This is a genomic window from uncultured Bacteroides sp. (assembly GCF_958445495.1).
Lineage (GTDB): Bacteria > Bacteroidota > Bacteroidia > Bacteroidales > Bacteroidaceae > Bacteroides.
The window spans coordinates 1-14686 of record NZ_CAUCSQ010000054.1 but is presented as its reverse complement, the minus strand read 5'-3'; the positions used below and the strand labels follow the sequence as shown (position 1 = coordinate 14686).

Genomic DNA, 14686 nt, shown 5'->3' with positions numbered 1-14686 from the left:
AGACTGTTCAAAATATTCAAAAAGACATAAACTTATAATTTTAAAATATGAACGACCAGATTAAACAAATAGCAGAACGCCTCCGCGGATTGCGCGACGTACTGGAACTGACCGCTGAGGATATCGCCCGCGACAGCGACATATCCGCTGAAGAATACCGGCTCGCAGAAACCGGCGATTACGATATTTCCGTCAGTATGCTGCAAAAGATTGCGCGTACTTACAACATCGCCCTCGATGCCCTGATGTTTGGCGAAGAGCCTAAAATGAGCAGTTATTTCGTGACCCGTGCGGGCAAGGGTGTCAGTATCGAACGTACCAAAGCCTACAAGTACCAATCACTGGCGTCGGGCTTCATCAACCGTACCGCCGATCCTTTCATCGTCACCGTCGAGCCGAAAGATAACGACGAGCCTATCCATTACAACAAGCATAACGGACAGGAATTCAATCTCATAATCGAGGGCCGCATGCTTATCAACATCGATGGCAAGGACATTATCCTCAACCAAGGCGACAGCATTTATTTCAATTCCAAACTTCCACACGGCATGAAAGCGCTCGACGGCAAAACGGTACGTTTTCTGGCAGTAATTATGTAATAATATCATGGTAGAAAGATTTTTATCGCAGACCTCCTTTGCTTCACAGGAGGATTTTATCAAGAACCTGAAAATAAGTGTTCCCGAGAATTTCAATTTCGGTTATGACGTGGTAGATGCCTGGGCTGCCGAACAGCCTGACAAAAAAGCTTTGCTCTGGACTAATGACAAAGGTGAAAGCCGCCAGTTTTCATTTGCCGATATGAAACGTTATACGGATATGACGGCTTCCTATTTCCAAAGCTTGGGCGTCAGCCGGGGCGACATGGTTATGCTGATTCTAAAACGCCGTTATGAATTCTGGTACAGCATCGTGGCTCTTCATAAACTGGGGGCGACTGTTATTCCGGCTACCCACTTACTGACTAAAAAGGATATTGTTTATCGTTGCAACGCCGCTGATATTAAAATGATTGTGGCGGCGGGGGAGGAGATTATCCTGCAACATGTCAAAGATGCCATGCCCGAATGCCCGACTGTGGAGAAGCTGGTCAGCGTAGGGCCTGAAGTTCCGGAAGGATTCGAAGATTTCCACCAGGGTATCGAGAATGCCGCTCCTTTTGTCCGCCCCAGGCATGCAAATACGAACGACGACATCTCGCTCATGTATTTTACGTCCGGCACTACCGGAGAGCCGAAGATGGTGGCGCACGATTTCACTTATCCTTTGGGACATATCGTTACGGGCAGTTTCTGGCACAACCTGAACGAAGACAGTCTTCATCTCACCATTGCCGATACCGGTTGGGGAAAGGCTGTATGGGGAAAACTTTACGGGCAGTGGATTGCCGGGGCAAACATTTTTGTTTATGACCATGAGAAGTTTACTCCGGGAGATATCCTGCAGAAGATTCATGATTATCATGTCACTTCACTCTGCGCACCTCCTACGATTTTCCGTTTCCTGATTCATGAAGATTTGACAAAATACGACTTGTCTTCTCTCAAATACTGTACCATCGCCGGAGAGGCTTTGAACCCTGCCGTATTCGAGACTTTCAAGAAACTGACAGGTATCAAGCTGATGGAAGGATTCGGGCAAACGGAAACGACGCTGACTATAGCGACTATGCCTTGGATGGAACCCAAACCAGGAAGCATGGGACTGCCGAATCCTCAATATGACGTGGACTTGATTGACTATGAAGGCCGTTCTGTCGAAGCCGGCGAACAAGGACAAATCGTTATCCGCACCGGCAAAGGCAAGCCTCTCGGACTTTTTAAAGAGTATTACCGGGATGCGGAACGTACCCGCGAGGCGTGGCACGACGGCATTTACTACACCGGAGATGTCGCTTGGAAAGACGAGGACGGCTATCTTTGGTTCGTAGGCCGTGCAGATGATGTTATCAAGAGTTCCGGCTACCGCATCGGCCCGTTTGAAGTGGAAAGTGCATTGATGACTCACCCGGCTGTCGTGGAATGTGCCATTACGGGAGTACCCGACGAGATTCGCGGCCAGGTGGTGAAAGCAACGATTGTTTTATCTAAAGATTATAAGGCGCGCGCCGGAGAAGAACTGGTTAAGGAGTTGCAAACCCACGTAAAGAAGGTGACCGCTCCTTACAAATATCCGCGGGTCATTGAATTTGTCGAGGAACTGCCGAAAACTATCAGTGGAAAAATCCGCCGGGTGGAAATCCGCCAGAATGACGAGAAATAAATGACAAGGATTTATTGAATAAGGAATCTTCCTTCATTTTTAGCTTCAACCGTGACTCTATGGAGGGACATTCAATGAAGGGACATTCAATGGTACAAAAAGGCAACTAATTCGCAATGAGTTAGTTGCCTTTATTTTTTCTATGAATATCCCTATGGAGATGATAAGATTGAGGGGATTGCCTTTTGGGGCTTGTAGATATCAATAGCAAGGCTGTCCCAAAATCTGTTCACTGTAGCTTTTCTTTCCCAATATACATTTATATTTTCATTAGATATTTATAATGTCGTAAATGTAAATGTCGCAAAAAACAGGAACAGGAGACAGCCTTTTCAGCTCAACCGGCAATTAATCCCGGTTTATTTAAGCTCCACTCTTAACTCTTTCACAATCGGCTCGCGATAAGTCTGGCTGGAACCTGCGTTCTCGCCCCGCAAACCGCTATTTGAGGTCGCATCATAATGGTTCGGGGATTGGTCTAATACATACCATACGCCGTCCCGGTTCTCATAATCTTCCCCGTTCAGTTTCCAATAACCGACCAGCCCGTCCGAATTCGGGTCTACATACATCATGCTTTCGCGAATCTGGTTAGCAGTACGGGCCACCGACCACAGGCGTACTTCACTCATATACCCGTTCCATTTGCGATAGCGGTCAAAATCATAAGCGTAACCGATACAGAACCGCTCATTCAAATTAAAGGGTTTGGAACCTCCCGGTTTAGTGGCGACCTGCACCCCGTTCAGGTATATGTTTCCCACCGCCGCCGAAGCATCATAGGTAAACGCTACATGATACCATTTTCCTTTCTGGTATGCAGTACAGGTGGCTTCGTCAATCTGCATCGCAAATTCTCCTGCTATTTGAAGTTCATTATCCGGATGATTCAAGTCGCCTGTACGCAAAATCAGATTGCCTTCATTTCCCATAATCGTCCCCAGGTTTTTCCAGGAGGTCGCATAAAGCAATGCTTCGTATGTGACGGAGGACATTTCTTTATAAGCGGTCGGCAAACGCACATCCAACCATCTGCTTCCGAATTCATATACGCGATTGATTATTATCGGTTTCTTGACGACGATATAAGTGACATTCGAACCATCTATCAGTGCGGCATCGGAAGTACTTGCAACCACCGGAAGGATATAGGTCATCCCGTCTTCCCCTTTCGTTATATTCTTTAAAGATAACTCGCAAGGTTCGGTATAAAGCTCACCGGCTTTTATCACGGAGGAGCTTTCCTCTATCGCATAGTTACCGGCAGCCATCAATTGCGCATTGGTCCCGTGTTTCTGGTTGTACTTCTCGACAAGGCTCCGGTCGCCAATCTGATAACTTACGTTCACATCGTTCCCAGCCATCTTTGACAGACGCGAAGTCAGCTCACATTCGTAGGTATCCGCTTCCACTTCCACCTTTATCACGTCATTTTCAAAGTATAATTTTGCTTCCAGTAAATCGCTTTCACTATCGTTGCATCCGGCACATAAGAGAATCAGGATGGCTAATGCTGTTGTATATGATAATCGGATTCGTTTCATTGCTGTTCTGTATTATTAGAATGTTCTTTAATATACTCCCGGTAAACCTGCTGGTTAATCTGTATAGCCTGACGCATGTATTTGTAATCAGGCGTATTATCATAATCATTATCCAAACGATAGGCTCCCACACCCCCTTTCGGACCCTGTACGGAATTAAATCCGGCCCAGTCCAACAAAACGCCCCCGCTGTTCCAGTTCCGCTCGAAATCTTCCGTCAGGATATGCTTGCGGGTATCATAGTATTCTTCGCACCAGTCTCTCACCTGGTTAATCCTGGATTCACCGCTGAACGAATAATAGGCCTGGCTGATAAAATAATCAAAGTAAGGGGCCGATTCTTTGGTTACATGCCAGATTTCACCGTCAATAGCCAAATAGTAATACTTGCCGTCCGGACGTTCCGTAGCCAACGGACCAAAATATTTTCCTAATTCTTCCACAAAAACATGAAGATATTTCCCGTAATCATAGTCTCTCAATTTGGGGATATAGACGGGATTGGGGTCAATCAGGCTACCGACTCCGTGGTCTCCACCGCCACTGGGTTCCCAGTCAATATCCAGACCGTCATATCCGGTAGCGACAATCTTGTCGGCCATCGCTCTGGCATATTTCCGGATAGCTGCAATGTGGTCTTCCGTCCCGTGTTCTCCGCTGGTAAATCCCCAATATTCTTCTGTCGCTTTGGTTATCATCTCATTCAGCTCGTCACTGGAAGCATCCGGGTTTTCAGCCTGCACTTTCTCCGAAACCGACGAAGGGGTGATTCCTTTACCGATGTTATGTAAAATAAAACATGCGAAGATTTTACCGCCTTTTTTCTGCTGGAAGATATTCTTATCCGCAATTTTAGCCTCATCCATATCAAACGGATTGCTCCACATCGATACCATGTCAATACTATCCGGCAACGATGCCAGATAGCCTTTACGGATAGGTCCTGCCGGCGACCAGTTGCTGAACCATCCGAAAGAGACAGGCCGGCCGTAGTTGTGCCCCGTTTCTTTCCAGGCACGGAGTTCCGCATAATACTGTTCGCTTTCCGCATTATCCATTGTATTATAGCCGCCAATATGTTCGAATTCCTCACTTTCCACTTCAACGCATGATGTGAGAATCATTCCTGCCAAAGGAATCATATATAATAGTTTTCTTAACATTTTCATATTATTCATAGTTTATTCGTAGACATCTGTTTTACAATCCCACCAAAGCTTGGTTATCGGCGAATCCTCGGCAACTTTAAGCAAACTGACCGCTGCATTGTAATTAGCCACACCGGCAGCATCCGATTGCGAGAAGCTGTTCGGATAAACCATACGGCGAATGCCTCCCTGGGAAGTTACGCCCTGCCCTTGTCCGTTATTTCTCTGTACGGGATTCAACTTCGGATAACCGGTCCTTCTCCATTCCGTCCACGCTTCTTGCCCGTTCGGGTATAAAGCGATCCATTTCTGAATCATTATCTTTTCCAGTTTTTCTTCATCGGTTCCACTGAATCCGGTCGTCGCGCCGGTCGGCTTTGACGCATAATAGCTATAATTGCCGCCTGCCTTCATATCGTGCGCAACCGGTTCATTGTCCGTATCCAGATAATCATCTACGGATTCACTGACGCCGTTCTCCTCAAAAGACATTGCGACTCCTTGTTTATACAAGGACGCCGCATCCCCGAATTTACCTTCCCATCTCAAGGCGGCTTCCGCTCTCAGGAAGTAAACTTCCGAAGCACGCATCCAGTAAGTGGGTGTCGTTGTCGTCAAATTAGGTTTTGAAAATGCCGTATAGGTATCATTCTGGCCTTTCGTATTTCCCGGAGGAACTGCCTGGTATTTTTCTCCGTCAAAGGCTTCTTCGGCATATTTGCTTGCCGAGGATTTGAAATAGGCGCTTAAACGCGGGTCTTCATAGCCTAATAAATAAGAAAACATAGAGGAGCCCATGCGGCAATCGTTATACTGCTCGGACAACCACTCGATATTATTGCGGAATACCATACCCGCACCGTTGCTCATCTGGGCTTCATCGCTTTTAACAGCCATGACTCCAATCGGATGTTGCAAAGCTTGCAATGCATACTTCTTAGCGGTTTCTTCATCGACATAACTGATACGCATCGCCAGCCGAAGCATCAGGGAGTTGGCATATTTCACCCATTTTTTCGCATCACCGGCATATACGGCATCATAATCGGCAACAATAGCCCCTCCCTGTTCCGCCAAAGGAGCCAATTCGTCTATGGCGGCCGTCAGTTCCGTGAATATGGCGGCATACGCATCTTTCTCGCTATCGAAGGGTATCACCAACATGGACTCTCCCGCATGCGTATAGGGAATCGGGCCAAAAGTCTCCAGTGTTTTATGCCATGCGGAAATCTTCAATATCTGAGCTAAAGCGAAAAGTTCTGATGCTCCGGTCTTTTCCGTTTCGATTTTTACCGATTTCCAGGAGGCGAGCAACTCGGTGTACGAGTTCCTGTATGTCGCGGAAACCCAATCGTCGTACAGATAATAGGTTGTATTGTTATAACCGCTTTCCCAGTCGTTGTTTTGCCCGAAATATCCGCTCCACGAATCGGCTGACAGATTATAGGATGTTTCATACTGGTTGATGACTTTGGTATCATCGGCCTGGGTTCCAACCGGAAGCACTGTCCTCTCCATAGCCAGAATGGCTCCTCCTACGGCGACCCCGTCCCGTATCCCCATTTCATCGGTCATTTCGAAAGGATTCGTGTTTATTTCTTCAAAATCACAGGCAGCCAGACATATCAGGATGTATGCCCCTGCGAATAACTTATATTGATTTATCTTTTTCATGATACATTACAGTTTAAATTTGATACCGAAACCGAAACTTCTCACGCTCGGTTGCATGAAATAGTCATTGCCCTGCCCATAGGTTCCGGTAGACGGAGTCAGTTCAGGATCATGCGGAGCCTTGCAATAAAGCATCCAAGGATTATTGGCGATAAATGACAGTGTTACGTCTTTCAGTACGTTCCTAAACCAAAGATTGGGGAATTTGTAGCTCAAGGTCAGCTCTTGCAAACGGACATTCGTGGCGCTATAGACATAGTATCCGGAGGTGGTATAATTCCCCGTACCTATCATCTGGTAGTACTTCTGCGCATCTATCCTTCCTTGTCCCGGCAATAAGGCCCCTCCTGCCTCACGCGCATCCGCCGTTGTCTTAGAGACACCAAACCGATCCAGGATTGCTTGTGTGGAGGAGGTTACCACACCGCCGAAACGCCCGTTAATCAAAAAGCTCAATCCGAATCCTTTATAGGCGAAGGAGTTATTCCAACCCAGATTGAAATCCGGCGAGGTTTTGCCCAGGAAAACCGGCTTGCCTGTTTCCAGACCGTATGAACCGTCTGCTTTAATCTCGACATACCCCTGGCTGTCTTTCTTCAAGAAAGTATTGGCGTAAATATCGTGGATGCTGCCGCCGACTTTCAAAATAACACGTCCGTTGTCTTTTTGCACTTCCGGCACATTTATGGGTTCCGGGCTCATGGCGGTATGATAGTTCTCGACCATTTCTTTTATCTCATTGATATTACGGGAGAAGGTCAGGTTTGAAGAAAAGCTGAAATCTTTGAACGTATCGCTATATCCCAACGAGGCTTCCCAACCGCGATTCTCCACATTGCCCGCCTGTAGATAAATTTGTTTGTAACCGCTGGCTTCCGGCAAATCGCCGATAAATGTCTGATTATATGTGTTCGACTTATAATAAGTAACTTCCGCCGTCAGTTTTTTCCACAAGCGGAGACTCACCCCCAATTCGTAAGAACGGGTGCGTTCTGCCTTGAAATCCGTAAACGGATAGATGCCTGTGGGAACCAACGCGCCGCCGGTAATCGGTGTCGTGACCGTCCCCGGAGTAAGCCCCGATTCCGAAACCGGCGCCCCTACTTCCGTATAGGAACCGCGTATCTTTAAATAGGAAATGAATTCGGGCAACTTCACCATTTCGGAGATAATGCCGGACAAACCGATTGACGGATAGAAGAAAGATTCTTCGCTTGTGTTTACCAGACGCGAGTTCCAGTCATTACGACCGGTCAGAGTCAGGTAAACCATGCTTTTCCAACCTAACTCAATATTGGCAAAGAGGGCATGATTGCGCACGCGGCTGTCACCGCCCGTCTCGGAAATACGTCCGTTGGCCGGGTCGATATTGCTGACGGCAAACAAATTAGTCACCCCCAACAAAGTCCCTTTATATCCTCTGGCTAAAGACCAATAGTTGGAATAGCTATAGCCAAGATTGGCGGAAATATTAAAATCCTTCAACTGTTTGCTTATATTCAGCATAAAATCGGCATATTCCTGACGGTCTTTGTAGTTGCTATAATCATATAATCCTTTTTTACCTTCCGCGAATTTCTGGTCGGAAGTGGCGTAAACCTTGCGTTCGAATTGGACATAGGTGTCATCCATCCGGTAACGGGTGGCCGCATTCAACCAATCCGTAATCTTATAGGTCAGGCCGACATTAAACATATAACGGCTCTTATCATTCGTCGCAAGATTGCGGTAAGCAGTCCAGTACGGGTTCTGCGAACCGTATGTCGCATCGGAGACCGGCCAGTACTGGACCGGGATATTACGGCTCTGGTCATAACGCTCGAATGTTTTAACCGCCTCGAAATTCTCGCCGCGCGGAAATAGGTAAGCCGCCATCACCGGATTCCAATACTGTCCTTGAGAGACCATATTTTTATCTTTCTGTTTCACATAAGACGCTCCCAAATCTAACTGTAACTTGTCGTCAAGGAAAGTCGCCGTATTGCGAATCGTAAAATTCAGACGATCATATTCATTGTTGGGAACAATTCCTTTCGAATTCGTAGATGAAATGGAGGCAAAGGTCTGGTTCTGTTTCGTACCGGTGGACAATGTCAGTGAATTGATAAAGTTAGTCCCTGTATGGAAGAAATCATTCTTCGGGTCATACGAAGTGGGAGTCGCCAGTTTGTCGCCCCAGCTTTCGAACATGCCGTCTTTGTTTCCATACGTATTCTGGAATTCAGGCGTCATATATGCTTTACTGAATTCGGATGAAGAAGAGAATGACAATTGCAGTTTTCCTTCTTTGCCTTTTTTAGTAGTAATCAGGATAACTCCGTTCGCAGCGTTGCTACCATAGAGGGCGGCAGCCGAAGGACCGCTCAACACGGAAATGCTCTCGATGTCTTCTGGGTTGAAGTCGGCTATGCCTTCGGTCCCTGCCTTGCCTTCTCCCATGATGCCGCTATCCGTATTTCCCATATTCGTATTAAACAAAGGGATGCCATCCACTACATACAGGGCATTGTTATCTCCTTCAATAGATTTGGAACCACGCATGACGACTCGGGTCGCACCGCCGACACCGCTGGCGCTTTTATTGATACTCACACCGGCTATCTTACCGTTCAACGAGTTTACAAAGTTGGCATCTTTCACCGCAGTCAGCTCATCTCCTTTTACCTGTTGTACGTTATAAGACAATGCCTTTTCCGCCCGCTTGATACCCAATGCCGTAACAACGACTTCATCCAGCACCTCGGTATCCTGTTTCATCACAATCCGGTAAAACTCTTTCCCGGAAACAGGAACCATCTGGGTGGCATACCCGATATAGGATACTTTAATAAGGGAATTTTCCGGCGCTTTGATGATAAAGTTTCCGTCAAAATCGGTAATCGTACCCGTAGAACTACCGTCTACCGATATATTCACTCCAATCAGCGGCTCGCCATTTTCATCAGCCACTTTTCCTTTGACGTCTTTGACGACTTGTATAACAGCCGGTTTCTTTTCAATAATTACAATATAACTGCCATTGACTTGATATGAGAAACCTGTCCCCTCCAATATGGCGTCTAGCGAAGCCGTCACCGAAGCGTTCTGCAAGTCCAACCGGGCTATTTCTTTTCCTTTCAACTGGGAATCACTATAGTTTATGGACATTTTAGACTGTTTTTCCACAGTTTTCAATGCATCAATCACAGTGATATTTTTCTGTTGGATAGTTATCCTACCATCATTTTGAGTAAAAGCAAGAGTCTGTATCAATAACAAACTTAAAAAAGTAAGAAAGACTCGCTTTTGAGCAATCAAATCTGCTATTTTTTCGTAAATTTGTAGCATCTTTTTAGTATTAGTTAATTGGTTATTATTCTAGGAGCATTCAGAATAGCGTCAATACACGCTAATATTAAAGAAGATTGATTTCACATCCGGAAGGAACGGGCATTCCTTCCGGATATTTTTCCGCATAATATTAAGTTTTAAGGTTTTACAATCTATTTATTTATATTTGTTATATAGCATTTATTTCCCTTGATTACGTATTTGATATCCCCTGCCACCTGCACTATGATTTCCATGACTTCTTCCAAAGTCACTTGTTTCTGAAAACGGAAACTATATGTATTGTCTGTCAGGCTATGAAGGCTATAAATAAACGCATAAGGGAACTTCCGTTCAAGACCGGTAAAAATATCCTCCAAATACATATTGCTGAACACTAACTCACCGCGCTGCCATGCTGTCACGTCTTCTACATCAGGCAGCCGCAAGTCTGGTATCTTAGCCTGTTTATTATATGCCAATTGCTGATTAGGCTTTAATATCACACTCGCCGTAAGGTTATTGAACTCCACTTTCACGCTTCCTTCCAATAAAGTTGCAGTCTGTTCGTCATTCTCCGGATATGCATTCACGTTAAACTCCGTTCCCAAAGCGGTGACTTGAAAATCATTCGACTTCACAACAAAAGGATGCTTCTTATCCGGCCTAACCTTGAAACTCGCCTCACCTATCAAATATACGCTCCGGGTCTCTCCGTCAAACCGGTCGGGATACAGCAAAGTGCTTTTTGAGTTCAGTATCACTTGTGTGCCGTCGGGTAAAGTCAATTCGCGTATTTCAGCCGTCGGTATATAATATTCAAGCAAATCTTTTTGCGGCCTGTCTTTCTCCAGCACCAAATAAACCGAAACGGATGAAACTGCTAACAAGAAAATGGCTGCCACTCTCCATATCAACAATTGAATTCTTTTACCGGAAGTACCGGACTGCATTCCGATGTTCCGTTGCATTCTTCGTATCGAGCGTTCCATTCCTCGCGGGAGTCCTTGCTCTCCGGCCTCCCTCCAAAGTACGCGGAGCGCTTCATTCTTCTCCTCCGGATGTTCTTCATCAGACAACCACCGCTGTACTCTCTTCCGTGTACCGGCCGAATAGTCGCCATGTCCGAATAATTCCACAAGTTGTTGAATATAATTTTTCATCACTCTTTTTCTTTCCTTTTGGGCTTTATATACTAAATACAATTATTACAAACACACTACTTAAAAATACCGGAGAAAAAAAACGCAAAGAGAAGTACTTTCTTCAAGTCTACTAATGCCAGATAGACATGATGCTCTATGGTACGGATAGATACATTGAGTTTTTCCGCAATTTCCTTATGACTCAATCCTTTGAAACGGCTGAGCTCGAATATCAGCCTCCGGCGCTTAGGCATCCTTTCCAAAGAGAGTTGAAGAATCATCAGCATCTCCTCGTAATACACATTATTCAATATCTCTTCTTTCTCGGTCAACTCACAAAGAAGCGCCTTTTCAGTGACCTCATCCTGGTATTCTTGCTCTATTTGCTGATGCTTAAATATGTTCAGGACCATATTTCTAGTCATTATAAAGATATAATTGTCCAAGTCCTTCTCACTATCCAACCAAATCTCTGGTTGTAACCAAAGCTTACAAAAAACATCCTGGGCCACATCTTCCGCTTCAGTTTCCGATTTAAGCAACATCTGAGCAAAGTTTTTCACCTTTGGAAAGTTCGCAGTAAAAAAACGTTGAAACTTCAGCTCTATTTGTTCATTTTCATTCTCCATCAATCCTGTATTTTCCGATTTCAATAGTGAAAGCAGGTGTTTTGTACTAAGGTTATATCAATAATATAATTATTTCAAAATATAATTTGTAAGCAAAACAAAATATTAATAACACAATAAAATATACACATTCAACAGACTTGTACCTAGTTTTTGAACCGAGCTAAACCAGGACTTCCTATGAATCCGATATGAATTCGTAATGTTATATAAAAAACAAAAGGCTTTACAAATCATCGATTCGCAAAGCCTTACAAGGAAATTGTACTCGAAGCGGGACTTGAACCCGCACAGCCGCAATGGCCAAGGGATTTTAAGTCCTTCTTGCCGGCGACTTAGCCGGTCGAGTATTATTGCAATATACTATTAATAATCAACATATTACAATGAGAGCTATATAAATCTTCCTACACTAATTATGCTCCGGTTCACATATTGGTTTACATCAAACCATATAAAGCAAGATTAGTTGTTCAATAAGTTAATAATCTCTTCGTAGGATTCGCCTACGTTACAAAGGTAGTGAATTATTCATATAATACAACTATTCAATCTTTCATAGATAGGGGGATTATATAAATATATCCTATAATAATAAGGTAGTATTAATAGTGTAAGGAAAGTAATTGATATTCAATAATAGTTTAATCGCCGATTCCTTATTTACTGTCTAATAGAGTATGGAATAGTTGCATTTAAACATATCTGTTGTACCGTATTTAAGATAGCGTTCCTAACATTGTGTTCTTCCCCCACTCTTTAGTATCTTTACAGTAGATAATTCAATTACCAATCTATTGACATTAACCCTAATATGAGAGTGACAGAGAAGTCTACCACAAGAGATTAGAGAAACTGCATATACAGATATTATATACAGACCTGTGACAAGGGAGATGATAGAACAGCTATTCTCAAATTCATCTAAGAAGGATAAGCACAAGTTAGTTAAGAAGAGAAGGAAGTAAATTAAAGGCAGCAAGTGAATTATATTTCAAATGCTGCCTTTGTTTAATTATATCTTTTTCAGATATTAAATTACCATTAATTAAAAAAACACTGATATTTGTTGTCACCATGTAAAACGGAACATATATCCGTTGCCAACTCTATAGCATTATAGGTTCTATCCAAGAATAAATCTATATAGCTGTTCTTATCAGTACCTGTGAGCAAGTTGTAAAAGTTCCTCTGCCTGAAAACTAAGCAAATCACAGTCAGTATTAATAATCCAATAAAGAACTGTGGCATTAAGACTATAGGTAGGTACAATTAGGATTGTTCCAATCGTTAATAACATCTTTATATTGTCAGATTCAAATAGATTGGCTACATTTGCATAAACTCATAATTATATGAATTATGGAATACATTAATGAATTTCACAAGCAATGGATAGAGCGTACCCGCCAATCAATAATCTCTTGGAGCAAGCAGCCTGTATCACCGGAAGAAGTAAGGAAGCAGCAGGAGAAGTTGAACCAACAGAGGGCTATAAGAGAAGGCAAATTAAAGAACTGATAGAATTTGCCAACGCCAACGACTTATGGATTGACTTGTCACACTTCAACATTACCTACATGGATAAGGGCGGTGAGAATGAAGTGTTCCATGACGGTAAATCGTCTGTTATCAAGCTGAACAACTTTGAGTACGCCGGGGATGATTTGGAGAATTTCTTCATTCGTATTACCGCACACAATAAGTTCTTTAGTAATGTACCCTATCAGATGATTGGCTTTTCTTATAACAGCCGCCAGGAGTTCTGTGCAGTTCTCATACAACCTTACATATTGGCAGAACGGGAAGCGACAGAAGACGAAATTGCCGAATACATGGAAGCGCTCGGCTTTGAAATGGATTATATAGACGAGTTTCATAACGACCAATATGAAGTGTTTGATGTCGTCCCCAACAATGTGCTGTATGGTATTGACAAGGATTTGTATTTTATTGACACTCAAATCAGAGTAAAGAAATGCCCATATCTGTGAAGTTAATACCACCCATTAAATAAGAGAATGTAAACATATCAACCGCCAATCTCTTATAAAAACGTGCCCCCGATACATCATACTCTATGACTTGCTTAACCTGTTCCTTTGTTATGACACGCTTAGCTGTTTCTTTATGTAACTTAGATACTTTATACTTCTTAGATGGATAGCAATCTACTTTCACTACTCCTTCAATCAAAGCTAAATTATAAACAGCCCGCAATGTTCTGAAACAAATACCAATAGTGTTATCTGCCAACCACAACGTCTCAACCACGATTCATACATTTTCAACCAATTTACATCTATTTCAGAGAAGTATATATCCAAATGCACTCTATATTTCAACAGAGAATTATATACCTGCTATACAGAAAGCGCATACCCTAACCTACCTTCATCTTTAGGTTGAACTATATATCCATCAAATAGTTCACCGACCGTTCTAACCTTCTGTACTGGAGTAACCGCTTCAATCAAAATAGCAGACGAGTATTGCCGTTTCTCCGCAGAGAACTCCAGTACACGTTCAGCTTACTTCTGTCCCTGTTCATTAATAATCTTAATTAACTGTTCCCTATTAGGACAACTACTCTTAGGACTATTCTTCTTAAAATCCCAATATTTAGGATTTACAGAGATTCCAAGACCGACATACTTCCGTTTACCGTCTTTGCACACACAAATCATTAATGGATGCTCACCATTACTAAGAGTTTTAAACCTGTAAAACAGCATATTAACTGATGCGTTCATACACATTTCCGGTTTACATCTTGGTTTACATAAGTCGTATAAATCAACCTAGAAACGGGCTTAAATCATAATTTACGTTGACCCATAATTTGAGACAGGATGAACAGTGATAAACGGATAAATTAAAAGGCTCCGTAAATCAATGATTTACGAAGCCTTACCGAGTACTCGAAGCGGGACTTGAACCCGCACAGCCGCAATGGCCAAGGGATTTTAAGT

The 14686-nt window shown here is 43.5% G+C and carries 10 protein-coding genes and 2 pseudogenes; 3 read left to right on the top strand and 9 right to left on the bottom strand.

Translation table 11 applies throughout. From position 1 onward, the window contains the following. Nucleotides 1-47 precede the first annotated feature (47 nt). A complete protein-coding gene (locus Q5076_RS14980) occupies nucleotides 48-602 on the top strand; it encodes a helix-turn-helix domain-containing protein (protein ID WP_303014411.1) in 555 nt (184 codons plus the stop codon). 7 nt (nucleotides 603-609) lie between these two features. Continuing rightward, nucleotides 610-2265 carry an AMP-binding protein gene (locus tag Q5076_RS14975; RefSeq protein WP_303014410.1) on the top strand — a complete coding sequence of 552 codons (1656 nt, stop codon included), beginning with the start codon at nucleotides 610-612 and terminating at the stop codon, nucleotides 2263-2265. Between the two features lie 359 nt (nucleotides 2266-2624). Here the strand turns inward: Q5076_RS14975 and Q5076_RS14970 are convergent, their stop codons facing one another. The 7 genes and pseudogenes from Q5076_RS14970 to Q5076_RS14940 all read right to left on the bottom strand — a co-directional run. After that, nucleotides 2625-3809, bottom strand: coding sequence for a DUF1735 and LamG domain-containing protein (locus tag Q5076_RS14970; RefSeq protein WP_303014409.1), 1185 nt, complete (start codon nucleotides 3807-3809; stop codon nucleotides 2625-2627). After that, nucleotides 3806-4978 (bottom strand): glycoside hydrolase family 18, encoded by a 1173-nt coding sequence (locus tag Q5076_RS14965; protein ID WP_303014408.1) that lies wholly within the window; start codon nucleotides 4976-4978, stop codon nucleotides 3806-3808. Before Q5076_RS14965 ends, Q5076_RS14970 begins: the two co-directional genes overlap by 4 nt. Before the next feature lie 12 nt (nucleotides 4979-4990). After that, the gene (locus Q5076_RS14960; protein WP_303014407.1) at nucleotides 4991-6631 is read right to left on the bottom strand and encodes a RagB/SusD family nutrient uptake outer membrane protein; all 1641 of its coding nucleotides are present in this window, start codon (nucleotides 6629-6631) and stop codon (nucleotides 4991-4993) included. A 6-nt stretch (nucleotides 6632-6637) separates the two neighbouring features. Next, complete coding sequence (locus Q5076_RS14955) at nucleotides 6638-9958, bottom strand: TonB-dependent receptor (protein WP_303014406.1); 3321 nt, start codon at nucleotides 9956-9958, stop codon at nucleotides 6638-6640. A 155-nt stretch (nucleotides 9959-10113) separates the two neighbouring features. Next, a complete protein-coding gene (locus Q5076_RS14950) occupies nucleotides 10114-11103 on the bottom strand; it encodes a FecR family protein (protein ID WP_303014405.1) in 990 nt (329 codons plus the stop codon). Nucleotides 11104-11159: 56 nt separating this feature from the next. After that, the gene (locus Q5076_RS14945) at nucleotides 11160-11714 is read right to left on the bottom strand and encodes an RNA polymerase sigma-70 factor (RefSeq protein WP_303014404.1); all 555 of its coding nucleotides are present in this window, start codon (nucleotides 11712-11714) and stop codon (nucleotides 11160-11162) included. Nucleotides 11715-12758: 1044 nt separating this feature from the next. Continuing rightward, a pseudogene (locus Q5076_RS14940) lies at nucleotides 12759-12896 on the bottom strand (DUF3871 family protein); the annotation flags it as partial. 209 nt (nucleotides 12897-13105) lie between these two features. Here Q5076_RS14940 and Q5076_RS14935 point away from each other — a divergent pair. Beyond that, entirely contained in the window at nucleotides 13106-13708 is a 603-nt protein-coding gene (locus Q5076_RS14935) for a hypothetical protein (RefSeq protein ID WP_303014403.1), read from the top strand. Here Q5076_RS14935 and Q5076_RS14930 read toward each other — a convergent pair. Then, nucleotides 13680-14047 (bottom strand): annotated as a pseudogene (locus Q5076_RS14930) (phage integrase SAM-like domain-containing protein). The gene Q5076_RS14935 and the pseudogene Q5076_RS14930 sit on opposite strands and share 29 nt — an antisense overlap. Before the next feature lie 198 nt (nucleotides 14048-14245). Next, entirely contained in the window at nucleotides 14246-14401 is a 156-nt protein-coding gene (locus tag Q5076_RS14925) for an Arm DNA-binding domain-containing protein (RefSeq protein ID WP_303014424.1), read from the bottom strand. Nucleotides 14402-14686: the final 285 nt, after the last annotated feature.

Bases quoted from the DNA above. Each gene is read 5' to 3' on its own strand.
- Q5076_RS14960 (WP_303014407.1), bottom strand. From the start codon at position 6,631: ATGAAAAAGATAAATCAATATAAGTTATTCGCAGGGGCATACATCCTG.
- Q5076_RS14950 (WP_303014405.1), bottom strand. From the start codon at position 11,103: ATGAAAAATTATATTCAACAACTTGTGGAATTATTCGGACATGGCGAC.
- Q5076_RS14935 (WP_303014403.1), top strand. From the start codon at position 13,106: ATGGATAGAGCGTACCCGCCAATCAATAATCTCTTGGAGCAAGCAGCC.
- Q5076_RS14970 (WP_303014409.1), bottom strand. From the start codon at position 3,809: ATGAAACGAATCCGATTATCATATACAACAGCATTAGCCATCCTGATT.
- Q5076_RS14945 (WP_303014404.1), bottom strand. From the start codon at position 11,714: ATGGAGAATGAAAATGAACAAATAGAGCTGAAGTTTCAACGTTTTTTT.
- Q5076_RS14965 (WP_303014408.1), bottom strand. From the start codon at position 4,978: ATGAAAATGTTAAGAAAACTATTATATATGATTCCTTTGGCAGGAATG.
- Q5076_RS14980 (WP_303014411.1), top strand. From the start codon at position 48: ATGAACGACCAGATTAAACAAATAGCAGAACGCCTCCGCGGATTGCGC.
- Q5076_RS14975 (WP_303014410.1), top strand. From the start codon at position 610: ATGGTAGAAAGATTTTTATCGCAGACCTCCTTTGCTTCACAGGAGGAT.
- Q5076_RS14955 (WP_303014406.1), bottom strand. From the start codon at position 9,958: ATGCTACAAATTTACGAAAAAATAGCAGATTTGATTGCTCAAAAGCGA.
- Q5076_RS14925 (WP_303014424.1), bottom strand. From the start codon at position 14,401: ATGATTTGTGTGTGCAAAGACGGTAAACGGAAGTATGTCGGTCTTGGA.